Annotated in this window: 24 protein-coding genes; 13 read left to right on the top strand and 11 right to left on the bottom strand. The window is 65.6% G+C overall.

Going from position 1 to position 23,927, the window contains the following annotated elements; translation table 11 throughout:
• Positions 1-52 precede the first annotated feature (52 nt).
• Both AB4099_RS21090 and hisD read right to left on the bottom strand, forming a co-directional pair.
• On the bottom strand, positions 53-1,105 hold the full coding sequence (locus AB4099_RS21090; protein ID WP_441479495.1) for an ABC transporter substrate-binding protein: 1,053 nt from the start codon (positions 1,103-1,105) through the stop codon (positions 53-55).
• Between the two features lie 125 nt (positions 1,106-1,230).
• Positions 1,231-2,538 carry a histidinol dehydrogenase gene (gene hisD / locus AB4099_RS21095; protein WP_441479496.1) on the bottom strand — a complete coding sequence of 436 codons (1,308 nt, stop codon included), beginning with the start codon at positions 2,536-2,538 and terminating at the stop codon, positions 1,231-1,233.
• Positions 2,539-2,677: 139 nt separating this feature from the next.
• Here hisD and AB4099_RS21100 point away from each other — a divergent pair, with 139 nt between their 5' ends.
• A complete protein-coding gene (locus tag AB4099_RS21100; protein ID WP_441479497.1) occupies positions 2,678-3,223 on the top strand; it encodes a cupin domain-containing protein in 546 nt (181 codons plus the stop codon).
• A gap of 53 nt (positions 3,224-3,276) precedes the next feature.
• On the opposite strand, the gene AB4099_RS21105 is transcribed toward AB4099_RS21100, so the two are convergent.
• The gene (locus AB4099_RS21105; protein ID WP_441479498.1) at positions 3,277-3,855 is read right to left on the bottom strand and encodes an NUDIX hydrolase; all 579 of its coding nucleotides are present in this window, start codon (positions 3,853-3,855) and stop codon (positions 3,277-3,279) included.
• A 36-nt stretch (positions 3,856-3,891) separates the two neighbouring features.
• Positions 3,892-4,953 carry an NAD(P)H-dependent flavin oxidoreductase gene (locus AB4099_RS21110; protein ID WP_441479499.1) on the bottom strand — a complete coding sequence of 354 codons (1,062 nt, stop codon included), beginning with the start codon at positions 4,951-4,953 and terminating at the stop codon, positions 3,892-3,894.
• A gap of 88 nt (positions 4,954-5,041) precedes the next feature.
• Between AB4099_RS21110 and AB4099_RS21115 the strand changes: the two genes are divergently transcribed.
• Both AB4099_RS21115 and AB4099_RS21120 read left to right on the top strand, forming a co-directional pair.
• A complete protein-coding gene (locus AB4099_RS21115; RefSeq protein ID WP_441479500.1) occupies positions 5,042-5,944 on the top strand; it encodes a LysR family transcriptional regulator in 903 nt (300 codons plus the stop codon).
• Positions 5,928-7,097 (top strand): YbfB/YjiJ family MFS transporter, encoded by a 1,170-nt coding sequence (locus AB4099_RS21120; RefSeq protein WP_441479501.1) that lies wholly within the window; start codon positions 5,928-5,930, stop codon positions 7,095-7,097. The genes AB4099_RS21115 and AB4099_RS21120 overlap by 17 nt, the downstream gene beginning before the upstream one ends.
• 154 nt (positions 7,098-7,251) lie before the next feature.
• On the opposite strand, the gene AB4099_RS21125 is transcribed toward AB4099_RS21120, so the two are convergent.
• Positions 7,252-7,962, bottom strand: coding sequence for a formylglycine-generating enzyme family protein (locus tag AB4099_RS21125; protein ID WP_441479502.1), 711 nt, complete (start codon positions 7,960-7,962; stop codon positions 7,252-7,254).
• Positions 7,963-8,384: 422 nt separating this feature from the next.
• Between AB4099_RS21125 and AB4099_RS21130 the strand changes: the two genes are divergently transcribed.
• The 4 genes from AB4099_RS21130 to AB4099_RS21145 all read left to right on the top strand — a co-directional run bounded on the left by AB4099_RS21130 (position 8,385) and on the right by AB4099_RS21145 (position 13,069).
• Positions 8,385-9,101 carry a glutathione S-transferase gene (locus AB4099_RS21130; protein WP_441479503.1) on the top strand — a complete coding sequence of 239 codons (717 nt, stop codon included), beginning with the start codon at positions 8,385-8,387 and terminating at the stop codon, positions 9,099-9,101.
• Positions 9,102-9,268: 167 nt separating this feature from the next.
• Complete coding sequence (locus AB4099_RS21135) at positions 9,269-10,009, top strand: class I SAM-dependent methyltransferase (protein ID WP_441479504.1); 741 nt, start codon at positions 9,269-9,271, stop codon at positions 10,007-10,009.
• Between the two features lie 246 nt (positions 10,010-10,255).
• Positions 10,256-10,501, top strand: a complete 246-nt coding sequence (locus AB4099_RS21140; RefSeq protein ID WP_113511638.1) for a hypothetical protein — start codon at positions 10,256-10,258, stop codon at positions 10,499-10,501.
• Positions 10,502-10,732: 231 nt separating this feature from the next.
• On the top strand, positions 10,733-13,069 hold the full coding sequence (locus AB4099_RS21145; protein WP_441479505.1) for a xanthine dehydrogenase family protein molybdopterin-binding subunit: 2,337 nt from the start codon (positions 10,733-10,735) through the stop codon (positions 13,067-13,069).
• 110 nt (positions 13,070-13,179) lie between these two features.
• Here AB4099_RS21145 and AB4099_RS21150 read toward each other — a convergent pair whose 3' ends face one another.
• The 3 genes from AB4099_RS21150 to AB4099_RS21160 form a co-directional block, all read right to left on the bottom strand.
• Entirely contained in the window at positions 13,180-13,815 is a 636-nt protein-coding gene (locus AB4099_RS21150) for a DUF1062 domain-containing protein (protein ID WP_441479506.1), read from the bottom strand.
• Positions 13,816-14,285: 470 nt separating this feature from the next.
• Positions 14,286-15,608, bottom strand: coding sequence for a class I SAM-dependent methyltransferase (locus tag AB4099_RS21155; protein ID WP_441479507.1), 1,323 nt, complete (start codon positions 15,606-15,608; stop codon positions 14,286-14,288).
• Positions 15,609-16,009: 401 nt separating this feature from the next.
• Entirely contained in the window at positions 16,010-17,029 is a 1,020-nt protein-coding gene (locus AB4099_RS21160; protein WP_441479508.1) for a GlxA family transcriptional regulator, read from the bottom strand.
• Positions 17,030-17,134: 105 nt separating this feature from the next.
• Between AB4099_RS21160 and AB4099_RS21165 the strand changes: the two genes are divergently transcribed.
• The 5 genes from AB4099_RS21165 to AB4099_RS21185 are packed head-to-tail and all read left to right on the top strand — an operon-like array spanning position 17,135 to position 21,953.
• Positions 17,135-18,178: an ABC transporter substrate-binding protein gene (locus tag AB4099_RS21165; protein WP_441479509.1), complete on the top strand. Its 1,044-nt coding sequence runs from the start codon at positions 17,135-17,137 to the stop codon at positions 18,176-18,178.
• A gap of 46 nt (positions 18,179-18,224) precedes the next feature.
• A complete protein-coding gene (locus AB4099_RS21170; protein WP_441479510.1) occupies positions 18,225-19,283 on the top strand; it encodes an ABC transporter ATP-binding protein in 1,059 nt (352 codons plus the stop codon).
• Positions 19,283-20,116: an ABC transporter permease gene (locus tag AB4099_RS21175; RefSeq protein ID WP_113511625.1), complete on the top strand. Its 834-nt coding sequence runs from the start codon at positions 19,283-19,285 to the stop codon at positions 20,114-20,116. Before AB4099_RS21170 ends, AB4099_RS21175 begins: the two co-directional genes overlap by 1 nt.
• A 1-nt stretch (position 20,117) precedes the next feature.
• Positions 20,118-20,903 (top strand): ABC transporter permease, encoded by a 786-nt coding sequence (locus tag AB4099_RS21180; protein WP_441479511.1) that lies wholly within the window; start codon positions 20,118-20,120, stop codon positions 20,901-20,903.
• A gap of 36 nt (positions 20,904-20,939) precedes the next feature.
• Positions 20,940-21,953, top strand: a complete 1,014-nt coding sequence (locus AB4099_RS21185) for a proline racemase family protein (protein ID WP_113511619.1) — start codon at positions 20,940-20,942, stop codon at positions 21,951-21,953.
• Between the two features lie 136 nt (positions 21,954-22,089).
• On the opposite strand, the gene AB4099_RS21190 is transcribed toward AB4099_RS21185, so the two are convergent.
• Genes AB4099_RS21190 through AB4099_RS21200 form a run of 3 tightly spaced genes read right to left on the bottom strand, consistent with a single transcriptional unit; the run spans position 22,090 to position 23,334 of the window.
• A complete protein-coding gene (locus AB4099_RS21190) occupies positions 22,090-22,506 on the bottom strand; it encodes a GFA family protein (RefSeq protein WP_113511614.1) in 417 nt (138 codons plus the stop codon).
• A gap of 46 nt (positions 22,507-22,552) precedes the next feature.
• Positions 22,553-23,017 carry an SRPBCC family protein gene (locus tag AB4099_RS21195; RefSeq protein ID WP_441479512.1) on the bottom strand — a complete coding sequence of 155 codons (465 nt, stop codon included), beginning with the start codon at positions 23,015-23,017 and terminating at the stop codon, positions 22,553-22,555.
• Positions 23,014-23,334: an ArsR/SmtB family transcription factor gene (locus tag AB4099_RS21200; protein ID WP_441479513.1), complete on the bottom strand. Its 321-nt coding sequence runs from the start codon at positions 23,332-23,334 to the stop codon at positions 23,014-23,016. Before AB4099_RS21200 ends, AB4099_RS21195 begins: the two co-directional genes overlap by 4 nt.
• 140 nt (positions 23,335-23,474) lie before the next feature.
• Between AB4099_RS21200 and AB4099_RS21205 the strand changes: the two genes are divergently transcribed.
• Positions 23,475-23,885, top strand: a complete 411-nt coding sequence (locus tag AB4099_RS21205) for a hypothetical protein (RefSeq protein WP_441479514.1) — start codon at positions 23,475-23,477, stop codon at positions 23,883-23,885.
• Positions 23,886-23,927: the final 42 nt, after the last annotated feature.

Raw genomic sequence — 23,927 nt, forward strand, 5'->3', positions numbered from 1 at the left:
GCCCTTCTTGCCGCCTTCCTTGCCGACCCTGCCTACGGCCCTACTTGCCGACTTACTTGCCGACCCAGGCGTTGAAGCGCTTGGTCAGGTCCTCGATATTGTCGTTCCAGTAATCGACATCGATCGCGATCGCATTCTCGAGATTTTGCGGCGCGGTCGGCAGATCCACCGCGAGATCGGCCGGGACAGCGGCTGCGGCAGCCTTGCTGGGCAGGCCATAGGCAATGTCCTGCGGCAGTTTGGACTGGTTCTCCGGCAGGCTGGCGAAGGCGATGAAGTCCATCGCCTGGTCCTTGTTCGGGCTGCCCTTCAGGATCACCCAGCTATCGACGGCATAGATCGAGCCCGGCCAGACGGTCTTGAACTTGGTGCCCTCGGTCTTGTTGATGCCGCTGATGCGGCCGTTATAGGCCGAGGTCATCACGACCTGACCGGATTTCAGCAGCTGCAGCGGCTGCGCGCCCGATTCCCACCAGACGATGTCGGACTTGATCTCGTCGAGCTTCTTGAAGGCGCGGTCGACGCCGCCCTTCTCGCGCAGCGTTTTGTAGACGTCCTTCGGCGCGACGCCATCGGCCATCAGCGCGAATTCGAGCGCATATTTCGGGCCGCGGCGCAGGGCGCGCTTGCCCGGAAAGGTCTTGGTGTCCCAGAAATCCTTCCAGGAGGTCGGCGCCGTCTTCAGCTTCTCGGAATCGTAGGAAAGCAGCGTCGACCAGACGATTGCTCCGACGCCGCAATCGCTCACCGCACTCGGCAGGAACTTGTCCTTGCCGCCGAGCTTGCTCCAGTCGAGCTTCTCGTAGAGGCCGTCGGCGCAACCGATGGCGAGCTCATCGGCCTCGACCTGCACGGCGTCCCAGTTTGGCGTGCCGGCCTTCACCTTGGCCTGGACGACGCCGACGCCGCCATCCCAGGATTCGTCGAGGACCGGCTTGCCGGTCTTTTCCGCAAAGGGCTTGAAGTAGATCTTGCGCTGCGCGTCCTGGTAATTGCCGCCCCAGGATACGACGGTGAGATCGCGGGCGGTGGCAGCCCCGAGGCCTGCGATGACGAGGCCCGCCGCGAGCGCGGTGCTGCCGAGTATGGACTTCAGAAACGTCATGGATCTTCTCCCTGCTTCTGCTGCAGCGATCCCCCCGCCCCTCGCGGTGGGGATCGTCGTTGCCCCTATTGGAGCCCCCTTTTTCGCGGTGCGATAGTGGGGCTTCCGGAAAAACTTCGCGTCGATCAGGCTCCGATTTCGCGGAGCAGCTGCGCCGGGGCGAGCCGCAGCGCCGCCGCCCGCCTGTGGCCTTCCAGGCCTTCGCTCGCGCTCTGGCGCATGGCCGGCGGGGCGACGGCCGCCACGCCGCGCTCGTCGAGCCATTGATGCGTGCAGGTCTTGAGATAGGAGCCGACCCAGAGGCCGCCGGTATAGCGCCCGGCCGCCATGGTCGGCAGCGTATGGTTCGTGCCGCAGCACTTGTCGGAATAGACCACGCTGGCTGCGACCCCGATGAAGATCGAGCCGAAATTGCGCAGCTTCGCCGCGGTGGCATGCGGGTCGCGGGTATGAACCTCCAGATGCTCCGCGGCGATCTGGTCGGAATAAGCGAGCATCGCGGTCTCGTCGGCGCAGACGACGATCTCGCCATAGTCGCGCCAGGCGGCGGCGGCGACCGGCGCGGTCGATAGGTTGCCGAGCTGTCGCTCGATCTCGACGAGCACCTTATCCGCCAGGGCGCGGTCCGTGGTGATCAGGCCGACGCGGGTGCGCACGTCATGCTCGGCTTGCGCCAAGAGGTCGACCGCGATCGTCACGGCGTCCCCAGTCTCGTCCGCGACGACGAAGATCTCGCTGGGACCGGCGAGCTGGTCGATGCCGACCAGCCCAAAAACCTGGCGCTTCGCCTCGTTCACATAGGCGTTGCCCGGGCCGACAATCTTGTCGACCGCCGGAATGGTATCCGTGCCGAAGGCCATTGCGGCAATCGCCTGCGCCCCGCCGACACGAAAGATCCGGTCGGCGCCGGAAAGATGACATCCGGCGATCATCGCCGGATGGGCACCAGGCGGTAGGCAGGCGACGACCTCGTCGCAGCCCGCGACCTTGGCCGGCACGATGGTCATGATCGGCGCCGAGAGCAGCGGATAGCGCCCGCCCGGCACATAGGCGCCGACGCGGGCGATCGGGATGATGCGGTGGCCGAGATGCAGGCCGGGCAGCGGCTCGATCTCAAGGGGCAGCAGGGTCTGGCGCTGCGCCTCGGCGAAGGCCCGCACGCGATCGATCGCGAACTCGGTATCAGTACGGGTCTGCCTCTCCAGCCCGTCGAGCGCGGCGGCACGCTCCGAGGCCGTGACTTCGAAGGCGTCGATCTCGAGCTTGTCGAACTCGCGGGAATAGTGCCGGAGGGCCGCGTCGCCATCCCGCCGCACTGCCTCCAGAACCGCCTTCACCGTGGTCTCGACCGGGGTGTTGTCGCTCCAGGCGCTGCGCTCCGGCGCCTTGATCCGCGTGATCCGGGCTTCCAGGGCGAGATCGGATTTGGACATGCAGGCTGCTTCCGGTGAGCGGGATCGAGCTGGCCAAGCTTCTGCGCCACGCAGCGACAAGGCAAGGCGGCCAGCAGGGGCGTTGAAGATATTCACCAGCTGGGCTCAGATGCTGGCTTCGCGTGAAGGAGGCCTTCCCATGAAGATCGGCGACCGTTTAAGGGAGCTACGGCTCCGCCGCCAGCTCAGCGTCCGCGCCGTCGCCTTGCGTTCAGGGATTTCCCACTCGTCGATTTCGCTGATCGAGCGGGACCTGATCAGCCCTTCGCTCGATACGCTGCATGCGGTGCTCGACGCGCTCGGCACGACGATGTCGGGCTTCTTTCTGGATTTTCATGCGGCCTCGCCGCCAAATCCCTTCTGCCGGGCGGCTGAAATGACGGAAATCGGCCGGGCCGACGCAATCTCCTACCGCGTCATCGGAACGGGCTTTCCCAACCGCTCGATGCTGATGCTGCACGAGACCTACGCCCCCGGCGCCGATACGGGCGAGGCCTTCTCCCACTCGGCCCAGGAAGGCGGCCTCGTCATCCGCGGCGCGGTCGAGGTCACCGTCGCGGGTCGGTCATCGGTCCTGCAGCCCGGCGATGGTTATTATTTCGACAGCCGGGAGCCGCACCGCTTCCGCAACGCCTCGGCGGAACCGAGCGAAATCGTCAGCGCCATCACGCCGCCGACCTATTGATCGGTGGCCCCATGCGGGCAACGGACCGGCCCAATCTGTTGCCAGGTCTTGCCCTACCCGGCGCTTCCGCCCCAGCCATACTCGGAATACGAGATCGACTTGCTGACGTTCAAAAGGGCTTGTCGCACATAGGGAATCGTCTCAGGCGGCAGCGATCCGAAGGGCCACCAGCCGAGATCGGCGTGCTTGTCGGCTTCCATCAGCCTGGGCGTGCCGTCCCATCGCGCTGCAGTGAAGACGTGACCGACCCAGTCCCGGCCCTCCGTCAGACTGTGAAGCGTATGAACGTAGACGAGATCACCAGGCGCGATGCGCACGCCGACCTCTTCCAGGGCTTCTCGGATCGCCGCTTGAGCAATCGTCTCGCCGGCCTCAAGCCCCCCAGCGGGCAGACTGAAAGCGCCGTCCATCCATCCCGTCGCCCTCCTCCGCAGCAAGAGGACTTCGTCGCCCCTGCATAGGGCGACGAATACGGAGGCTGAGAGAGTGTGACGATCGCGAACGGACATGGCCAAGGCTACCGGACGGGGTGGACGGTCGCGGCACTCTGAGGATGCCGAGCGACAACAGATGTCAGCGTCCTGCCACTGAAGCCCTCGCAGCTTCATGCCCCCGTCCGGAAGGAAGCCCATCGCTTTCGCGGACCGTCGGTTCCGGGCGGCGGCCTGTCATTGCCCCGCTTCGGAGGCCGCCTTCAGCTCGCGCAGCAATGTGGCGACGAGTTCGGCCGCCGGCATGGCACGGCTGAGCGGTGCGCCCTGCCCCGCCCATTGCGCGCCGAAGCCGTGCTCGCCCTTGGCCTTTGCGGCGGCATGGAGGGCCTTCCCGGCGTCATAGGCGATCGGGTAATCCGGCGGCAGCCGGTCTACGACGCTTTGCTGGAGGTCGGTGAAGCGATTGGCGAGGCAGCGCGCCGGACGGCCCGAGATCAGCGCTGTCAGGCGGGTGTGATAGGCGCCGGGGCCTGCGAGCGCCGCGCGATAGGCATCATCGGCAGACGATTCCGGACAGGCGATGAAGGCCGTGCCGAGCTGAGCGGCGACAGCACCAAGGTTGAGTGCGGCAGCAATGCCGGCCCCATCCATGATGCCACCGGCGGCGATGACCGGCAGCGTGCTGTTCGCCACCAGGAGGCGTGTCAGGGCGACGGTTCCCAGGGCATCATCGGGAGCGGCTGGATCAAAAACGCCGCGATGGCCGCCGGCCTCGATGCCCTGCGCCACGATCGCATCGATCCCGGCGGCCTCGATCTGCCGTGCCTCTTCGAGGTTGGTCGCCGTGGCGAAGAGCGTCGTGCCCGCCCCCTTCAAGCGCTGAATGGCTTGCGGCGACGGCAGGCCGAAATGGAAACTGACGACTGGCGGCCTCGCCTCGACGAGCATCGAAAGCATGTCGGCATCATCGGCAAAGCTCTTGTAGATCGTCCGCAGCGCCGTCGGAGGCGTAGCGCCAAACTCCGAAAAGAGCGGTGCCAGCCAGTGCAGCCACGCCGTCTCCCGCTCCGGATCCGGCTTTGCCGGGCCGTGCACGAAGACGTTGACGTTGAACGCGCGCTCGGTCCGCGCTCTGAGATGCGCGATCATCGCGCGGGCGCCTGCGGCATCCGTCGCGCCGACACCGATCGAGCCGAGCCCGCCCGCATTGGACACGGCGGCAGCAAGGGCGGGGGTCGAAACACCTGCCATCGGCGCCTGCACGATCGGCACCTCTACTCCCAGCTTGCTCAACATCCCGGCCTCCCGCGCTCCGCAAAATCATTGACTTAAATTCTCAAAAAGAGAACGATAATGTCAATTGATTTCTTAATGGAGAATTCTAATGGATTTCGCCGCGCTCGCTGTCTTCCGGACCGTCGCCAGGGAGCAGAGCGTGACACGGGCCGCGGAGCTGCTCGGGCGTGTGCCTTCGAATGTCACGACCCGCATCCAGCAGATCGAGGAGGCGGTTGGCGTGCCGCTGTTCCTGCGCGAGCGGAAGGGCATGACGCTGACTGCGGCAGGACGGACCTATCTCGACTATGCCGACCGGATCCTGAACCTCGCGGACGAAGCCATTCAGGTCGTCAATCCGGCTGGGCCTGCCGGCGTGCTGCGCATCGGCTCTATGGAATGCACGGTCGCGAGCCGCCTGCCTGTGCCGCTGGCCCGTTTCAACCAACGCTGGCCCGAGGTCACGATCGATCTGTCGACGGCGCCGACCCGGCAGCTGGTCGACTCCCTCCTGGCCCATCGCATCGATGGCGCACTGATTGCCGTTCCATCCGGCGAATGGTGGCTCGGGCCGCAGGATCTCGACACGGTGCCGGTCTTCCGCGAGGACCTCGTGCTCGTGCTTCCGCCAGGGCATCCCGAGGTGCGGCACGCTGGAGATCTCAAGCCCAAGGCCTTGGCCGCCTTCGCGCCAGGCTGCACCTACCGCATGCTGGCCGAGGAATGGCTGACCGGCTTCGGCACGGTGAAGGGGCGCTTCTCCATCCAAGAGGTTCGCTCCTATCACGCCATGTTCGCCTGCACGGCCGCAGGGTCCTGCTTCAGCATCATGCCCCGCAGCGTGCTCGATCTCCTGCGGCACACCGGCGCCGTCGAGGAGAAGGCGTTGATGCGGGTCGATACCTATCTTGCCTGCCGGCCGGGATTCTCGACGCCCGCTTTCAGCGCATTCCGCGAGATGCTCGCCGGTTTCTCCGACATCAAGGCTGAGGCCGATGCCGAGAGCCCATGAACGAGGGGCGACGATCGCAGCCGCGCTCGTGCTCGTCATCGGCATGGGCTTTGGCCGGTTCGCCTTCACCGGCCTCTATCCGCTGATGATCTCCGAGCACGCCATCTCCGTGCAGGGCGGCTCCTATGCAGCCTCGGCCAATTATGCCGGATATCTGGCCGGCGCATTGCTGAGCGCGGTCCTGACCGGCATCCCGAGCCGGTGGCTCTGCAGTCTCGCCGTCATTTCGACGGTCGCCCTGCTCGGCGCCCTTGCCCTGCCCATGCCGGAACGGGCGATCGTGAGCATACGCGGGGTTGCCGGCATCTCGAGCGCATTCGCCATGGTGGCCGCCTCGCATTGGCTGATCCATGATCGCAATCACCACCAGGGAACGCCTGCCCTCTTCGCCGGCGTCGGCATCGGCATTCTGATGTCCGCGGAGATGATTGCCCTTGCGCATCGCATCGCCCTGTCCAGCCGGGCGATCTGGCTCGCACTTGCCGTTGCGGCTGGGGCTCTCGCAGTCGTTGCCCTGATCATGCAGCAGCGCGCCGATCGGACGCCGGCAGCGGCGCCCCGGCACCTGTCTGCGCCTGCGCAGGCCGATGGCGCGCCGTTGCTGGGCCCCGTGCGACTGATCGTGATCTATGGGCTCGCCGGGTTCGGCTACATCATCACCGCAACCTATCTCCCCCTTCTCGTCGGCGAGGTGCTCACATCGACCGATCCCGTGCATATCTGGTCGCTCTTCGGACTTGGCGCCGTGCCATCCTGCTTCTTCTGGCATGCCCTGCATGAGCGCTTCGGCACGCGTCGCAGCCTAGCCGCCAATCTGGTGGTTCAGGCCATCGGCGTCGCGCTGCCCGTGTTTCACACGCCGGCGGCCTACATCCTCAGCGCATTGCTCGTGGGCGGAACCTTCGTGGGAACGGTGACGATCGCCATGCCGGCCGCCCGCAAGGCAGCGACGGCGGTCCGTTTCAATATGCTCGCGCTGATGACCGCCTCCTACGGCATCGGGCAGATTGCCGGCCCTCTCATGGCCAATGCGCTCTATCTCCGGTCGCAGTCCTTCGATCCCTCCCTGGCCATTGCTGCGGGATCCTTGCTTGCCGGCGCCGTTCTGTGCGCGGATATCCGCGGCAACCGAGCGCCATCGCAGCCCATCTGACACGCCACTGTGGCGAGCCACTCCCGGGCCGCACATGGCCTCGCCGCTCGGACGGCTCGCTCAGGTCGGTTCAGGTCTCGCGCAATCAGCGATCGCGAGGCATGGCCCCGAACCAGACGCGGGCACCGGCTTGGCCTCATTCCGCTCGCGAGCTTTAGCTGCCCTTCGAATTCGCTGGTCCCGGCACTCCGGCGTTTGCGCAGAGGCGAAAGCCCAGATCGTCTATCCGGAAGGTAGGATGGCTTCGACGGCGATTGGTTGCCAGGCATCCTCTTTCACGGTCTGCCCAACCGCCGCCACGGAAGATGCGGTACGCGCCGTAGACCTGCGGGTCATACTGGTCGGAGCACCACTCCCATACGTTGCCGAGCATATCGTAGAGACCCCAGGCATTGGATTGCTTACCGCCCACGGGCTGAGGCCGCCCGCCCGAGTTATCCGCGAACCACGCGATGTCGCTGAGGTGGCCATATCGAGGCCCGGGGGTTCCCGCGCGGCAGGCGTATTCCCACTCTGCCTCGCTGGGAAGGCGATACCCGTCGGCCTCGGCGACGAGATCAGCACCTTGAACGTCGTCATGGACGACATAGGCCGCGTTAAGCCCCTGTTTTCTGGACAGTTGATTGCAGAACGAAACGGCGTCGAGCCAGGAGACGCTTTCGACAGGGCATCCGGCGTCCCCATGCGACGAAGGCCAGTTCCCTGTGATTGCGGCGTAGAGTGCCTGCGTTACCGGGGCGGCTCCAAGGCTGTAGGCTTGAAGCTCGACATCCCAGCGCCGCTGGGTTCGGTCGTCCCTCAGCGCCACGATGCCGGCCGGAATCGGGATCATCCGAAGGCTTAGCGATTCTTGAAGCTCGTCCACGATCTCTCGCCAGCAATTACGGGCTGCGGCAATCTGCTTAACGATCCGAGCGTCTGCAAACCACCCTCTTGAGATCGTCGAACCCTACCGTGTGTCTGCATCGGCTTTCCCGAGAACCGCAGTCCAGTTTTAGGGTCGATGCCTCAGCACCGCGCGATCATCCGTTCCCCCGTCCCCAGAGCATCCCCCATGTTCGATGCTTCTTGGCTCGCGCACGCGGTGCGCGGGGCCGTGTTCCCCACTTGATCCATGCCGATAGGCTAGGCGAAGCGAATATGGGACCGTGGCCAGCGGGGAGATTCTCCACGCCCCCTAGATGTGCAGGTCCAGCCGCGCTCCTGCGGATGCGCCCACCGCCGAACAGAAGCCGCGGCCGGCGCGTTGTTCGCCATGCGGCAGGGACAACGAAGGAGGCCAGCCCCATGCAGGACTATGCGCTCTATTATTGGTCGGTCCCGTTTCGCGGTCAGTTCGTGCGGGCAGTGCTGGCCTGGGCCGGGAAAACCTGGCGCGAAGCCGGCGACGACCAGATCCCAAAGCTCATGGCAGAGCAGGTCGACCAGATGCCGGTGCCGTTCATGGGACCACCTCTGCTGATCGACAACGCGAATGGCTTCGCGATCGCGCAGATGCCCGCCATCATTCTCTATCTCGGCGAGACGCTCGGCCTGATGCCGGCCACGCCGCCCTTGCGGGCGCTGACCATGAAGATCGTCAACGACGCCAACGACGTCATCGACGAAATCACGCTTCAGGGCGGCCAGTCGATGTGGACTGAAGCGCGGTGGCGCGAGTTCGTGCCGCGCCTCAGGAAATGGATGTCGTTCTGGGAAGAGACCGGGCGTCGGCACGGACTGACCGCAGATTCTGGGTTTCTCCTGGGCGGCGCAGCTCCGGGGATCGCCGATGTCGTGACGGCAACCTTGTGGACGACGATGGCGGATCGCTTCCCCGTCATCGCAGCGATTTTCGACGAGGCCGCGCCCCTCACCAGCGGCCTCGCGCGCCGCGTCTCCGCTCTGCCGCCCCTGGCCGCATTGGCCGGGAAAGCCCGCAGGGACTATGGCGACGAAGCTTATTGCGGCGGCCAGATCGGAATGGCCCTGCGCAAGGTCGCTGGCGAAGACGTGCATCGCTGACAAGGACGGAAGCGTCACGCCCTCTCCAACGGGACGGACAAGGCAACGGTGCTGCAGGCAGCCCGCGTTGAGGCTACGCCGCACCGCCGCCTGTTTCCGCTCTCACCCCATTGCAGACCTCGATTGTCGCCTCCATCATGCGTTGAACAACGGGAGCAGCGCTGAATATGGTAGATCGAGCGCTCTACGACGATCCGCTGGTCAGCGTCGCCTATGGCAAGCTGCGATCCCGGCCCGGGCGGCCCAATGAAGTTATCGAGCAGCCCGCGCTCCGATCGCTGATGCCTTCACTTCAGGGAAAGGATGTCGTTGACCTAGGCTGTGGCTCGGGTGGCTTGGCACGATTGGCCCTCGAACAAGACGCGCGTTCGGTGAAGGCCTTCGACGCCTCGGAGCAGATGATCCGAGAGGCGATCAAGCTCGGCGGCGATTCTCGTTCGCGTTACGAGATAGGCCGGATCGAGGATGTCGAGCTTCCCGATCGCAGCGCTGATGTCGTCATCAGCGGGCTTGCTCTGCATTACATCCGTGACGTCGTGACATTGTCGCGGCGCGTCAGAGGGTGGTTGAGACAAGGGGGAAGCTTCATTTTCTCTGTTGAGCACCCGATTATGACGTGCGCCTCCCGGCAATGGTCTGAGGCGGCTGACGGCACCCGGCAGCATTGGCCGGTGGATCGCTATCTTGATGAGGGGCCACGGCTTGTACGCTGGCTCGGCGCCGACACACCAAGGGAACATCGTACCGTCGCCAGCTACGTAAATGCCCTGATCGACGCAGGCCTGGTCATCCGCCGCGTTCTCGAACCTGGGCCCGATCCTGTTTCCTTGCAGCAATGGCCGAAATTGGCTGACCATGTCCGGCGTCCATCGTTTCTGATCATTCGAGCTGATCGTCAGTTGGCCTGACGGGCGATAGCTGCTCCCCCCAACTGAGACATTCGCAGTTCCGGTGCCCGGCTCCTACGCCCCCTAGACGTTCGCCGAGCCGCGCGCCAAGGCATCCTGAACGGGCCCTCGCCTTCTGGTCGAGGCTGATCGTGGATGTCCCTGTCCACGCGACGCTTTGGCTCGCCGACTGCTGATTCGTTGGACTCGTCAAGCCCTCATCTGGCCGCTAGCCTAAGGGGCGTGGATCCTGAACGGGAGGTGGCTATGCCGAACGCCGACACCGTGACCATTTGCTCATATGAGGACCGCAAGGCTGCCGTCCTGAGGGCGGCCGCGTTGCTCCAAAGCGCGATGGGCTCCGACGAAGACCATGAATTTGAGATGCTGACCGAGGCCATCGCCGAGTTCGACATTCTTCAGGAGGCTCTGGCGCCGGTCGAGATCCCGCCAGCCTTCATGCCGTTCATCCGCGAAGTGGCGCGGCAGCGGGCCGCCAACCAGCGTTCCTAGCCACCCGTACACTTCCGGCAGCGCCCGCCTTCGCGCGGCGCTGCGGCGGTCGCTGCGAGCCCAGGCTGATCCGGACCTCGGCGAAGACGCGGCCGATGCTCCGTACGCCAGCGCGGCTCTGTTTCAAAAGCCGATCCCGAATGCCATGCTCGTGTCCTTCGCGCCGGTGGCTGCCATTCGGCAGGACGGGACGGCTGGGGGTTGGCGACACGACATGAATGATACCGGCCTATGAATGATACCGGCGTGGCGGCAATCGGCCTGGTTTCGCATGCAGCAACAGATCCACGATCGCTGCGTCGTTTCGAAGATGAGCGCTTCCTCACCGGTCGGGGACGCTATCAGGACGATGAACATGTGCCCGGAGCCTTGCACGCCGTGGTGCTGCGCTCACCCCATGCCCATGCCGCGATCCTTGGCGTCGACGCGGAAGCCGCGAAGAGCCTACCGGGCGTCTGCGCCATCTACACCGCAGCGGAGATCGAAGAGCTTGGCCCGCTGCCCTGCTCGCTGCCGCTGAAGACCGAGCCGCCGCTGATCGTGCCGCCGCGCTTGCCGCTGGCGCGCGGGCGCGTCCGCCATGTCGGCGACCCCGTGGCCTTCGTCGTAGCCGAAACGGCGGATGCCGCGCGCCAGGCCTGCGAGCTGATTTCAGTCGACTACGAGATCCTGCCCGCGGTCACCGAGCTCGCAGCGGCGGCCACGCCGGATGCTCCCGCGATCTGGCCGCAGGCTCCGGGCAATCTCGCGCTGCGTTACCGTCTCGGCGATGAGGATGCCGTGGCAAGCGCATTCCGCCGCGCCGCGCAGGTCGTGACCTGCCGGCTGGTCAACAACCGGATCGCTGCCGCCGCTCTCGAGCCGCGGGCGGCGCTCGGGCGCTTCGATGCACAGAGCGGCCGTTACCGGCTTTTACTCAGCGGCGCCTCCGTCCACGACATCCGCCGCGAACTGAGCCTCGTTCTCAGGGTCGAACCCGAGCGGATCGATGTCGCCTGCCCCGATGTCGGTGGTGGTTTTGGCATGAAGAATGTCACCTACCCCGAATATGCGCTTGTGCTGATCGCGGCGCGGCGCCTGGGCCGGCCGGTGCGCTGGCTCGCCGAGCGGATCGAGGATTTTGCGGGCGGCGCCCATGCCCGCGACAACCTGACGACGGGGCGGCTTGCCCTCGACGCCAAAGGCCGTTTCCTGGCGCTCGCGGTCGAAACCGTCGCCAATCTCGGCGCCTATGTCTCCTCGCTCGGGCCGGGCAGCGCCACGACCGCGCCGACGCCCGCCATGGGCGGGCTCTATGACATTCCGGCCATGAGCATGGATGTCCGCTGCGTCTTCACCAATACCGCGCCGGTCGACGCCTATCGCGGCGCCGGAAAGCCGGAGGCGAACTACCTGATCGAACGGCTGGCCGATGAGGCGGCGCATCTGCTGCGGATCGATCCGGCCGTGCTGCGCAAACGCAATTTCATCCGCCGCTTCCCTTATCGCAAGCCGTTTGGGGCTGTCCTCGACTGTGGCGCCTTCACTGGAAGTCTCGAGCGCGTGCTGGTGGCTGCCGACCGCGCCGGCTTTCGCCGCCGTCGCGCAGCGTCGCGTCGGCGCGGCAAACTGCGCGGCTTCGGCATAGGCTGCTTCCTGGAAACCGCGCGCGGCGGCCCCAATGAGGATGCCTGGCTGTGCTTCCGCACAGACGGCCGGGTCGAGATGGCGGTCGGCACCCAGTCAAACGGCCAGGGTCACGAGACGAGCTTTGCGCAGGTCCTGGCGCAGCAGCTCGGCCTGCCGGCCGAGCATTTCCATCTCGTGCAGGGCGACACGGCGCGCGTCCCCACCGGCGGCGGCCATGGCGGCGCCCGCTCGCTGCATATGGGTGGAGGAGCTCTCGTCCTGGCGGCGCGTGCCCTGCTCCAGTCAGCCAAACCCGCAGCCGCAGAACTGCTCCAGGCCCCGGCTGGCACCGTGCGCTTCGAGGACGGCTCGTTCCGGGCACCCGGCGCCAGCGAAGTCACTCTAGCAACGGTCGCGCGCCATATCAGGGAGACGACCGGCCTGCCGCTCTCAGGCCATGGCGCCCATCGCGACGCACCGCTTACCTTCCCGAATGGTGCGCAAACGGCCGAGGTCGAGATCGATCCCGAGACCGGCGCGGTGACGCTGTTGCGCTATGTCGCCGTCGACGACTACGGTACCCTGGTCAACCCGCTCCTGACGGAGGCCCAGGTTCATGGTGGCCTGGCGCAGGGCATCGGCCAGGCGCTGATGGAGGACATCCGCTACGACCGCGATGGCGGCCAGCTCCTCACTGCGACCTTCATGGACTATGCGCTGCCGCGCGCAGCCGACCTGCCCTGTTTCGAGCTCTCATTCGTGGAGCTGCCGACAAAGGCCAACCCGCTCGGCGTCAAGGGCGCCGGACAGGCCGGCTGCATCGGCGCCCCGCAGACGGTGATCCACGCGATCCTCGATGCGCTGCGCCCGCTCGGCGTCACGCATATCGACATGCCGGCGACCCCGGCCCGGATCTGGCATGCGATCCGGACGGCCAGGGAGGCGCAGACGAAGAACTGAGCGCGCCGGCATCCCGCCAGGCAACGCCACATACAGACGGGGCCAGAACGCCTGTAGCGCGTGAAACGTGAAATCAGGAAGGCCCGAGAGTTCGGGCCTTCCTGATGCCGTTACAGCGGACCGCCTTGCGCCAGCGGTCTCCAGACCTGCTCCCGTCCGGCCTCGGTGGAGAGGTCGATCATGACCCGCGTACCGGTTTTGATACGCCGCCGCAGGATGTCGGCGCGGTCCGGATTGGTCCGAAGCGCGCCTCCGTCGTGAAGCGTTTGGAGCCGCGCACGCGAGACCCGCAGCTCGGACGCCAGCAGACGGTCAAGGCGCGTGCTGGTGGGAAGCGTGACGTTCAGGTCGATTTCCAATGTCGTCCAATTCAGGGGGGCGTGCAGGACCTCCTTCTGGATATCAAACTCGGGGAACTCATCGACGCGCTGCGCCTTGCGCCTCAATGCTTCGAGATTGAAGGTCTCTCTCCGGATCCAGTGTGGATCGTTCGCGTGTAGCGCTTCCAGCACGGCAGGATCGATGTCGCGGATATTCTGCCGCTCGAAGATCGGCCGGTTCCATGTCTTTTCGCAGCTCAGGCACTTGTAGATCAGCCACGCATCAAGCTTGCGACCGTTGGCATTGAGCCGGGTCTTGCCGCTGGATTGGAAGGCTCTGAGGCCCCCGCATCCGCTGCAGGCAATCCAAGGCTGGGGAGCTGTCTGGGGAATGATGGTCCAGCGGACCCGAAGCGCATTGCACATATCGTCTTGGTCTTCCGTTCGGAAGTCCACCAAGAGGGTGCATGAGAAAACCCTTGCGGGTCCGGTGTGGCGATGGTTCGGGCGGCTGAAGAGCTGAGGCAGCAGAGCTGCTCATGGCACAAAGTAACAATGCCAAACCGGTCTCTTGCCGCCACCCGATGGACATGATCATACGCGGGCAGCGTGTTGCTGTCCGGCAGTACGGGTGAAACTGGAGCGAGACCGGTCTTTACTTAGGCAAAGTTGACCCCAATGCGCCAATGCTCTTCATCCGCAGCGATACCAAATGATCGCTCGGAAATGGAGTCCTCTGGGTCACCCTGAAGTGGAAAGCAGCAAGGTTGCGACTTCCATGCAACTTTGTGTTGCAGAGAGCTGAGACCGTCCGCCCGCCCTCCCTCGTCGATACCCGGCCTCTCGGCTCGTCGCAAAGGCCGGCGGATCTCGGTTGATGAGGTCGGCGCGGGTGGTCAGGATCCCCCGGGAGTAGCCGGGATCAGTTCAGCCTGCTGCTGTTGAACAGCGTTGCCGAGCGCGGGAGGCAGAGCCACGCCGACAGCCCTTGCCTGCCGCTCATTCCGGCGCAGGCGCTCCTTTTCCTGCATCATGTAATCCCGCGTCAGCGGCACGGCATCCTGCTTCCGAACGATCTGCAGCTGAAAGACCACGACATCCTGGTGTTCGAACGCGGCCTGGCTCATCGCCAGATAGAACTCCCACATGCGGCAGAAACGATCATCATAGAGCGCAGCCGCCTCCGCCCTCCGGCTCATGAAGCGCTCGCGCCAGGCCTGCAGCGTCTTCGCGTAATGCAGCCTCAGAACCTCGACATCCGCGACGATCAGCCCCGCCTTCTCCACGGCCGGGATGATCTCGGAAAGGGCCGGCAGGTATCCGCCTGGAAAAATGTAACGATTGAGCCAGGGGTTGGGGTGGTTCGGGCCGTCCGAGCAGCCGATGGTGTGGAGCAGCATGACGCCATCTTCACTCAGCAGGCGGCGGCAGCTTTCGAAGAACACCGAGAAGAATTGTGGGCCGATATGCTCGAACATGCCGACTGAGACGATGCGATCGAATTCGCCTTCGACGTCGCGATAGTCCCGCAGCGCGAAGCGAGCCCGGGCTTCGACTCCCGCCTCGCGTGCTCTGCGGTCAGCCACAGCGAGCTGTTCGCGCGAGAGCGTCACGCCAAGGGCCTCGCGCGCACGCGCGGTTTCCGTCAGGTAGAGACACAGGCCACCCCAACCGCAGCCGATGTCGAGGACGCGGTGCTGCGGCTCGATCAGCAGCTTGGCGGCGATATGGCGTTTCTTGGCGAGCTGCGCCGCGTCCAGACTTTGATCCGGCGTCTCGAAATAGGCGCAGGAATATTGCCAGTCCTCGTCGAGGAACAGGCCATAGAGGCGATCGTCGAGATCATAGTGGTGAGCGACATTCTCGCGCGAACGGTTCCGGGTGTTGCGCGTCGTCAGATGGCGCAGCAGGAAACGGCATCGATCGAGCGCGCCCTCCCACCAGCTCGGCGCCTGTCCGCGGGCACCGGCGAGGATCACGGAAAGGAACCCATGGATCGTGCCCTCCTCGACGAGGAGGCGCTCCTCCATGAAGAGCTCACCGAGTTTCATTTCAGGATCGGCCAGGAAGGCCAAAATCGCGCGGGAATCCGTGAACCGGATTGCGACGGCGTCGCCGCTCCCATCGCCGCAAACGAAGCTTCGACCGTCCGGCAGAGTTACATGCAGGGTGCCGTGCGAGACGAGCTTGGACAGAATGGCGCGGAGCAGATGATACATCAATGACGTCCTGAAGCCCGCAAAGGCGGGCTCCGGATCGCCGCAGGAACCATACCAGAAACCTGTCCGGAGGAGCGCGCCTCTCAAACGCGGCATGAAACGAAGCCAAGATCGAACAAATGTCAGCTTGCTCAGCGGCTTAGGCGTGACCTTGCGACGGGTTTCCGGTTGCCGCAAAGCCCGGAACATTCTGCCGGGAGCGGGACAGGCGGCTCCAAATTTCGGAGGAAGCTCCAGCGTCAGTAGCCTCGCCATGCGCGACGACGCCGTTTGGCTCGTCGAAACCCTCCCGGGCCTGCATTGCCCCGAAAACCGCAGTCCACTTTTCGGGCCGATGACTTGGCCTTCCATGCCCGCATCGGCTGACCCGAAAACCGCAGTCCACTCTTCGGGCCGATGCTTTAGCCCTTCTGCCGAAGCGTGCGCGGCGATTCCCCGAAGCTCGCCTTGAAGTCGCGTGAGAGATGGGCGCTGTCGGCAAAACCTGCGCCCATGGCGATGTCGGTGAGCGAGCGCTTGCTGTTCAGGATCAGCCAGCGCGCATAGTCCAGCCGCAGCTTGCGCTGGAACGCGGCGGGGCTCTGGCCCAGCGACGTGCCGAACAGGCGCTCGAGCTGCCGCGGGCTGACGCCGACATAGCGCGCAACCGCGGCGATCGGCGGGGGATTGTCGAGGCGCTGTTCGATGAATTGCGCGGCCTGCTGGACCCGGACGTCGAGATGCGAGCCGATCTGCGCGTAGAAATGCGGCTGCGGCATCTCTGCCGGCCGCATGTCCTGCAGCATCATGTGCCGCATCGCCTGCTGGGCCTTGTCGCGGCCGCAATGCCGCGCGACGAGATAGAGGCCGAGATCGATCGCGGCCGTCGAGCCGGCGCAGGTGATCAGGTCGCCCTCGTCGATGAAGAGCCGCTCCACCCCTGCCGACACCCTGGGGAAGCGCTGCTTGAAGGCATCCAGCACGTTCCAGTGCACGCAGACCCGGCGCGGACCGACCAGCCCTGCCCTGGCGATCGCAAAGGTGCCGGTGCAGATGCCCAGCAGGCGCGCGCCCGACGCCGCCGCCCGTCTGAGATAGTCGAGCAGGCTCTCGGGCAAGGCGTCGTTGAGATAGTCGTTGCCGCCGCAGACGGCGACATAGTCGAAGCCGGCCGGATCGAGCAGGGCCGCATTGGGCGCGACCGAGACACCGCAGCTCGACCGTCGCGGCTCTCCGTCGAGGCTCATCACGGTCCAGCTCGCATGCAGCTGGCGGCTGCGGCCGCCATGGTCGGCCGCCAGACGCAGCACATCGATCAGGCCGGAGAACGCAGCGAGCGTGAACTGGTCGAGCAGGACGAAGCCGATCCGCAGCCGCGAAACGGGGCTGGGTGCGGATTGCGGCCGCTCGTTTGCAGGCGTCGGGAACTGCGCTGTGTTCATGTCGCGATTATTCAAATTTCCGGCCGGCGAATTCTAGTGCCTTTCGTGCGCCGCGCCCACCATGATCGTAGAAGCGCGAAGACGCTCAGGCAGAGGAGAACGACGATGAACAGACCCGTCCGGCTGGCGACCGCCATGCTCGCGACCACCCTGCTGACCGCGCCCGCGCTGGCCCAGCAACCCGCTTCGATCACGGTCGCCTGGTATGGCGGCAACTGGGGCGACGCCTTCCGCGCCTGCGTCGCCGAACCCTTCACCAAGGCGACCGGCATCGCCGTGAAGGCGGAGATCGGCACCTCGACCGTCACCCTCGCGAAGCTGCAGCAGCAGAAGGCGGCTCCCACCATCGACGTCGCCTGGCTGGATGGCGGCATCAGCGAGCTGGCGTTCGCCGCGGAGGTAACCGACACTCTCGACGCGGCGGCGATCCCCAATCTCGCCAACACGCTGCCCGAGGCGGTCTACAAGAGCGGCGCGACCACCTATGCGGTCGGCACCGGCTATTACTCGCTCGGGCTCGCCTACAACACCCAGAAGGTCAAGACCGCCCCGACCTCGTGGAACGACCTCTGGAAACCGGAATTCGAGGACGCAGTCACCATCCCCTCCCCGGCGAATTCGGCGGGCGTGCCCTTCGTCATGTTCCTCTCGAAGATCTGGGGTGGCACGGCCAGCGACCTCGCCCCGACCTTCAAGAAGATCAAGGAGCTGAAGGCCGCCCTGTTCTTCGATTCCTCGGGTGCTGCGACCAATGCCTACCAGAGCGGCGAAGCGATCATCGGCGCGCATTTCAACGTCGGCGCCTGGGACCTTGCCGACAAGGGCCTGCCGATCGGCTTCGTCGTGCCCAAGGAAGGCGCCTGGGCGACCGATGCCCGGCTCCATCTGGTGAAGGGCACGCCGAAGAAGGACGCGGCTGCGAAATTCATCAACCAGGCGCTGACGCCGGAGGCGTCCGGTTGCCTCGCCGAGAAGCTCTATCTCGGCCCATCCGTGAAGAACGTCGTCGTCAAGCCCGAGACCGCGCGCAAGCTTCCCTGGGGCGAGACCGGCTCGGTCAAGACCCTGCAGCTCTTCGACTGGACGGAGATCAACACGCTGCGCTCGGGCGTCGTCGACGCCTGGAACCGCGAGATCGCGCGCAAGTGAACGACCTGCGCGTGAACGATTGGGCACGAGCACCGCGAGCTGCAGCATGAGCACCCCCATCCTTGCCATCGACGGCCTGTCCAAGCATTTCGGCGGGCACGCGGCCCTGACGGAGATCGACCTCTCCGTCGAGCAGGGCGAGTTCATCGCCCTGCTCGGTCCGTCGGGTTGCGGCAAGACCACGCTGCTGCGCTGCATCGCCGGCTTCCTGACGCCGGAGGCCGGCACGGTCAGGCTCGCCGGCGAGGATGTGACGCGGCTGCCGCCCTATCGCCGCCCGCTCAACACGGTGTTCCAGAACTACGCGCTCTTCCCGCATATGAGCGTCCTGGAGAATGTCGCCTATGGTCCGCGCCGCCAGGGCACGGGCAAGGACGAGGCGACCCGGCGCAGCACCGAGGCGCTCGAACTCGTCGGCCTCGCCGGCTTCGGCGAGCGCCTGCCGGCCCAGCTCTCCGGCGGCCAGCAGCAGCGCGTGGCGCTGGCGCGCGCCATCGTCAACCGGCCTCAGCTGCTGCTGCTCGACGAGCCGCTGAGCGCGCTCGACCTGAAGCTGCGCAAGAAGGTCCAGGGCGAGCTCAAGCAGATCCAGCACCGGCTCGGCATCGCCTTCCTGTTCGTGACGCATGACCAGGACGAGGCGATGAGCATGGCCGACCGGATCGTGCTGATGAACCGCGGCCGCATCGAGCAGATCGGCCGCGGCCAGGACATCTATGCGCGGCCGGCGAGCCGGTTTGCCGCCGACTTCATCGGCGACGCCAACCTGCTCCAGGTCGAGCGGCGCGGCGACGGCAGCCTGTCCCTGCTGGACGGCGCGATGCTCCGTCCCGCCTGCGACGCTCCGCAGGGCGTGCTGACCGGCGTGCTGCGGCCCGAGGACATCCTCATTGCGCCGGAGCCCGCCGCCGATCGCCTCTCCCTGCCGGCCGTGCTCTCCGAGATCACCCATGTCGGCAGTCATGCCCTCGTCACGCTCGTCGCCGGCAGCACCGTCCTGACGGCCAGGCTCGCGCCATCGGCGCTCTCGGGCCTCGCGCCGGGCCAGCCGGTCTTCGCCACGATCCGCCTCGGCGATCTCAGCCTCGTGCCGGGGGATGCGTGATGAGCGGGAGGCTGCGCACGGTCCTGCTGCTTTGCGCCCTGCCGGCGGCGTTCTTCGTCGCCTTCTTCCTGGCGCCGATGGCGGTCGTCCTGATCGCGAGCCTGACCACACCGGATGGTCACCTGACCTTCGCGCATTACCTGCGCATTCTCGCCGACAGCTATCACTGGGACGTGCTGTGGGTGACGTTCCGGCTCGGCGCGCTGACCACGCTCGTCTCAGTCCTCATCGGCTATCCGCTCGCCTGGTATCTCGTGCGCGTGGTGCGCTGGCGGCCCTGGCGCCGGTTCTGCGTGATCCTGCTCATCGTGCCGCTGTTCACCAGCAATATCGTGCGCTCCTTCGGCTGGATGGTGCTGCTCGGCCGCAACGGCCTCGTCAATGACAGCCTGATCGGGCTTGGCCTGATCGAGCGGCCGATGCGCTTCCTCGGCACCGAGCTCGGCATCCTGATCGGCCTCGTCTACATCCTCCTGCCCTTCATCGTGCTGGCGGTCGGCAACGCGCTCGCCAAGGTCGATCCGGCACTCGAACACGCCGCCGCCGATCTCGGCGCGACGCCGGCCGGCACCTTCTGGACGATCACCTTCCCCCTCAGCCTGCCCGGGCTGATGTCCGGCGCGGTCATGGTCTTCATGCTGGCGGTCAGCGCCTATGTCACGCCGGCACTGCTCAGCGGCGGGCGGATCACCGTCTTCTCCATGCTGATCTTCCAGCAATACAGCTCGGTCTTCGACTTCAACTATGGCGGTGCGCTCAGCATCACCATGCTGGTGCTGACGCTGGTGCTCGTCACGCTCGCCGGGCGCCTCAGCGAGCCGAGGAGAGCCTGAAATGGTCACCCACCTCGTCAGGATCGTCTCCCTTGCGGCGCTCGCCTATCTCGCCCTGCCGCTCGTCGTGCTCGTCGGCGCCTCGCTGACCACGACCAGCTTCCTCGCCTTCCCGCCGCAGGGGCTGACCCTCGCCTGGTACGGCAAGATGCTGGGCGACCCGTCCTATGTCTCGGCCTTCATGACCAGCACGCTGCTCGCGGTCGCCGCGACCATCGTCGCGGTCGTGCTGGCGGTGCCCGCCGCGATCGCGATCGCCCGCTATCGCTTTCCCGGCCGCCGCCTGCTGTCGGAAATCCTGATGTCGCCGCTGATCCTGCCGCATGTCGTGCTCGGCGCGGCGCTGCTGCAATATGGCAGCGCGATCGGCCTCGTGCGCAGCTTCACGGCCCTGCTCGTCGGGCATGTCGTGATCATCATGCCCTTCGTCCTGCGCGCCGTGCTGCCGCAGCTCAGCGACGAGCAGCGCAGCCTGGAGGAGGCGTCGGCAGATCTCGGGGCCAGGCCGCTGACGACCTTCTTCCTGGTGACGCTGCCGCAGATCCGCAGCGGGCTCGTCAGCGGCGCGATCTTCGCCTTCATCGCCTCCTTCATCAATGTCGAGCTCAGCATCTTCAACACCACGGCCGAGCTGACCACGATCCCGGTCAAGCTGTTCAACTACGTCCAGTACACGATCGACCCGACGATCGCGGCGGTCTCCGGCCTGACGATCATCGTCGCCGCGATCGTGATCGTGCTGCTCGACCTCACCATCGGCCTCGACGTGCTCTCCGAGCGCCGCTGATCCCGTCCACCCCGTTTAGTCCCAAGGAGCCCGCACATGCGCCAGCAGAATGTCTTCGACGTCGTCTACACCCATACCGAGGGCGAGCCCCTCTGCATCATCCATAGCGGGATTCCCTATCCCGCCGGCTCGAACATCCTGGAGAAGCGCCGCTTCCTCGAGGAGAACTACGACTGGCTGCGCTGCGCGCTGATGCGCGAGCCCCGCGGGCACAAGGACATGTTCGGCGTCTTCCTGACGCCGCCGTCGAGCCCGGACTACGATGCCGGCCTGATCTATATCGACGGCACGCAATACTCCCATATGTGCGGCCACGGCACGATCGCGGTCGGCATGGCGATGGTCGCGCTCGGGCTCGTCCGGCGCGGCGCCAATGGCCGCACCACGATCCGCTTCGAGACCACCGCCGGCCTGGTGACGGCCGAGGTCGCCAATGACGGGCCGGACGTGCTGTGGACCCGCTTCGAGAACGTGCCGGCCTATGTCGCGGCACAGGACGTGCCCTTCGACCTGCCGGGCATCGGCCAACTCAAGGCCGACATCGTCTGGGGCGGCAACTATTTCGGCATCATCGACCTGCGCGGCACCTCGCTGCGGATCTCGCCGGAGAACGGCTCGGAGCTCTCCCGCCTCGGCATCATCGCCCGCGAGCAGTTGCGCCAGAAGGTGGCCATCCAGCACCCGGCCTCCAGCCACATCAACAACTTCAACTTCGTGACTTTCTGGCACGAGCCGACGATCGAGGGCGCCTTCTACAAGAACGTCCACGTCTTCTCCGCCGGCCAGCTTGACCGCTCGCCGGGCGGCACCGGCACCAGCGCAATGATGGCGATGTACGAGGCGCGCGGCCTGCTCAAGCTGCAGCAGCCGATCCGCTCGGAAGGGCTGCTCGGGTCGGGAACCTTCGAAGGCTGCCTGATCGGCGAGGCGAACCTGAACGGCACGCGCGCGGTGCGCCCGACCGTGAAGGGCACCGCCGGGCTGCTCGGCACCGCCCGCTGGACGATCAACCGCGACGATCCGGTCGACGCCGGCTTCCTCGTCGCCTGACCAGCCTGGCGCCGGGACAGCCAGACCAGGCTGTCCCGGCGCACGTGGCTTCATGCTCGCCGGATCGGCACGTCGCGCCGCCGACGCACGCGCTGAGCCAGCGATAGGCCCCGATGAGCGGGTGGCCGACCTTGATTCACCCCGCCGGCATGCGCTCGAATGTCTGCAGCGCGGCATCGATCCTGTCCCAGGCATGGCCGTGGATGCCATAGGTCACCAGCTGAGGGCTGAACTGGCTGGGGTCGTCGAGGCTTGCCGCGTGGACCGCGATCAGCTCCGGCATGGCCTGGAAGGTCAGGTAGACCGGGGTTCCGCAGGTCGGACAGAAAGCGTGGATCTTTTCGTTCCCGCTGTCGCCCGCGACCCGCCAGGTCTTCGCTTCGCCTGCAATCGTCACATCGGCGCGCCGGGAGAAGGTCAGATAGGAACTATGCCCGGTGCCGCTTCGCTTCTGGCAATCCCGGCACTGGCAGTGGATCTCGACGATGGGCTCGCTCGTCGTCTCGAAGCGAATCGCGCCGCAGGCACATCCGCCGGTCAAAGACCTGGTCATTGTCATTCTCCTGCTGGCAGGCTCCGCCGTCTGCCTTGCCAAGGGATCAGGCGGCTTTCGGCCTGGCGAAGATGTCCAGCCCGTGGCCGGTTTCGAGGAAGGATTTCAGGCTGGAGAGGACGGCCGGCCACCCTTGCTTGACGCCCTTCGCCATGCCGCTTCCGGCTTCGAGCTCATCATGGCTGACGGTCAGCCGGACCATCTCGTTGTACTCCTCGATCTCGAAGGTAACCCGGCTGTGGCTCGCCGGATCGGCGGCCTGCGAGGCATTGGCCCAGGTGATGACGAGGCGTGACGGCGGCGAGATCTCGACGACTTTGCCGACCAGTTCGACAGTCCGCGCGTCATTGGCGCGGATGTGCTGCCAGTCCGATCCGGGTTGCCAGTCGGAGACGTTCTCATGGCCCCAGTAACGCCGCGCGATCTCCGGCTTCGTGATCGCTTCGAAGACCTTCTCCGGGGTCGAGAGAATATAGGTCACATAGACAAAGCTGGTTGTTTCCCTGGTCATTGTTCGTCTCCTTCGAGTTCTTTCTTCAGATCATGGAGCAGGCTGAGCCTGTGACGTTCGAACTTGCGCACCCACCGCTCGTAGACCTCGTGGAGCGGGACCGGATTGATGAAGTGCAGCTTCTCCCGGCCACGCCTGACCGTGCTCACCAGATTGGCCTTCTCCAGGATTCCGAGATGCTGCGTGGCGGATTGCCGGGCCATGTCCAGGTTCTCGCAGAGCTGGCCGAGCGTCTGCCCGTTCTTCTCGCAAAGAAGGTCCAGCAGCTTTCTACGCGTCGGGTCACCCAGCGCTTTGAACACGTCGTCAGCGTCCATCGTCCTCACTCAGTTGCGAGGACAAGATATGCAGGTAAATGCCTGCATGTCAAACGGAAGTCGAGCCGCCACACGAAGGTTCAGTACGTCGCCGACGCGTGTCCGGAAGCCCCCCGGGGCGATCATCCCCGATCCTGGGTTTGAAGGGGCAGAACGCCCCATGCGAGCCCCCGCTGGACGCCACCGGCAGCATCGACCATTCTGCCGCGATGCGCTTCACCAAATGGGATTATCTCGCATTCCCGTTTCTCGCCGCTCTCCTGATCGGCGTGACCTATGGTGCATTGCGTCTTGTCGGCTTCTTCGGGCTTGGAATTCTCGGGCTGATCATTGCGTTCATTACCGTGCGGATGGATCTCGAACGCGATGGCGGGAATGGCGGCCATCCCAGCGTGCTGGCCGAACAGATCAAGGCGCGCGATCGCATCTCCCGGGCGGAGAAGGCAGAGTTTCAGGCAGAACAGCAATGGCGTCTGCGCCCGCTCTTCACGGCACAAATCATCGCCACGGGGTTCATCATTCTCGGCTTCGGCTTTCACTTTCTTCTGTGAGGCCGCCCCTCACCTGGGACCTTTCCGAACCGAGGGCGCCTT

It is taken from the genome of Allobosea sp. 2KB_26, from assembly GCF_052115715.1.
Taxonomy (GTDB): Bacteria; Pseudomonadota; Alphaproteobacteria; order Rhizobiales; family Beijerinckiaceae; genus Allobosea.

Bases quoted from the DNA above. Each gene is read 5' to 3' on its own strand.
- AB4099_RS21160 (WP_441479508.1), bottom strand. From the start codon at position 17,029: ATGAACACAGCGCAGTTCCCGACGCCTGCAAACGAGCGGCCGCAATCC.
- AB4099_RS21165 (WP_441479509.1), top strand. From the start codon at position 17,135: ATGAACAGACCCGTCCGGCTGGCGACCGCCATGCTCGCGACCACCCTG.
- AB4099_RS21200 (WP_441479513.1), bottom strand. From the start codon at position 23,334: ATGGACGCTGACGACGTGTTCAAAGCGCTGGGTGACCCGACGCGTAGA.
- AB4099_RS21175 (WP_113511625.1), top strand. From the start codon at position 19,283: ATGAGCGGGAGGCTGCGCACGGTCCTGCTGCTTTGCGCCCTGCCGGCG.
- AB4099_RS21180 (WP_441479511.1), top strand. From the start codon at position 20,118: ATGGTCACCCACCTCGTCAGGATCGTCTCCCTTGCGGCGCTCGCCTAT.
- AB4099_RS21105 (WP_441479498.1), bottom strand. From the start codon at position 3,855: ATGGGCTTCCTTCCGGACGGGGGCATGAAGCTGCGAGGGCTTCAGTGG.
- AB4099_RS21135 (WP_441479504.1), top strand. From the start codon at position 9,269: ATGGTAGATCGAGCGCTCTACGACGATCCGCTGGTCAGCGTCGCCTAT.
- AB4099_RS21140 (WP_113511638.1), top strand. From the start codon at position 10,256: ATGCCGAACGCCGACACCGTGACCATTTGCTCATATGAGGACCGCAAG.
- AB4099_RS21115 (WP_441479500.1), top strand. From the start codon at position 5,042: ATGGATTTCGCCGCGCTCGCTGTCTTCCGGACCGTCGCCAGGGAGCAG.
- AB4099_RS21110 (WP_441479499.1), bottom strand. From the start codon at position 4,953: ATGTTGAGCAAGCTGGGAGTAGAGGTGCCGATCGTGCAGGCGCCGATG.
- AB4099_RS21170 (WP_441479510.1), top strand. From the start codon at position 18,225: ATGAGCACCCCCATCCTTGCCATCGACGGCCTGTCCAAGCATTTCGGC.
- AB4099_RS21120 (WP_441479501.1), top strand. From the start codon at position 5,928: ATGCCGAGAGCCCATGAACGAGGGGCGACGATCGCAGCCGCGCTCGTG.
- AB4099_RS21185 (WP_113511619.1), top strand. From the start codon at position 20,940: ATGCGCCAGCAGAATGTCTTCGACGTCGTCTACACCCATACCGAGGGC.
- AB4099_RS21130 (WP_441479503.1), top strand. From the start codon at position 8,385: ATGCAGGACTATGCGCTCTATTATTGGTCGGTCCCGTTTCGCGGTCAG.
- AB4099_RS21150 (WP_441479506.1), bottom strand. From the start codon at position 13,815: ATGTGCAATGCGCTTCGGGTCCGCTGGACCATCATTCCCCAGACAGCT.
- hisD (WP_441479496.1), bottom strand. From the start codon at position 2,538: ATGTCCAAATCCGATCTCGCCCTGGAAGCCCGGATCACGCGGATCAAG.
- AB4099_RS21190 (WP_113511614.1), bottom strand. From the start codon at position 22,506: ATGACCAGGTCTTTGACCGGCGGATGTGCCTGCGGCGCGATTCGCTTC.
- AB4099_RS21195 (WP_441479512.1), bottom strand. From the start codon at position 23,017: ATGACCAGGGAAACAACCAGCTTTGTCTATGTGACCTATATTCTCTCG.
- AB4099_RS21100 (WP_441479497.1), top strand. From the start codon at position 2,678: ATGAAGATCGGCGACCGTTTAAGGGAGCTACGGCTCCGCCGCCAGCTC.
- AB4099_RS21145 (WP_441479505.1), top strand. From the start codon at position 10,733: ATGAATGATACCGGCGTGGCGGCAATCGGCCTGGTTTCGCATGCAGCA.
- AB4099_RS21090 (WP_441479495.1), bottom strand. From the start codon at position 1,105: ATGACGTTTCTGAAGTCCATACTCGGCAGCACCGCGCTCGCGGCGGGC.
- AB4099_RS21155 (WP_441479507.1), bottom strand. From the start codon at position 15,608: ATGTATCATCTGCTCCGCGCCATTCTGTCCAAGCTCGTCTCGCACGGC.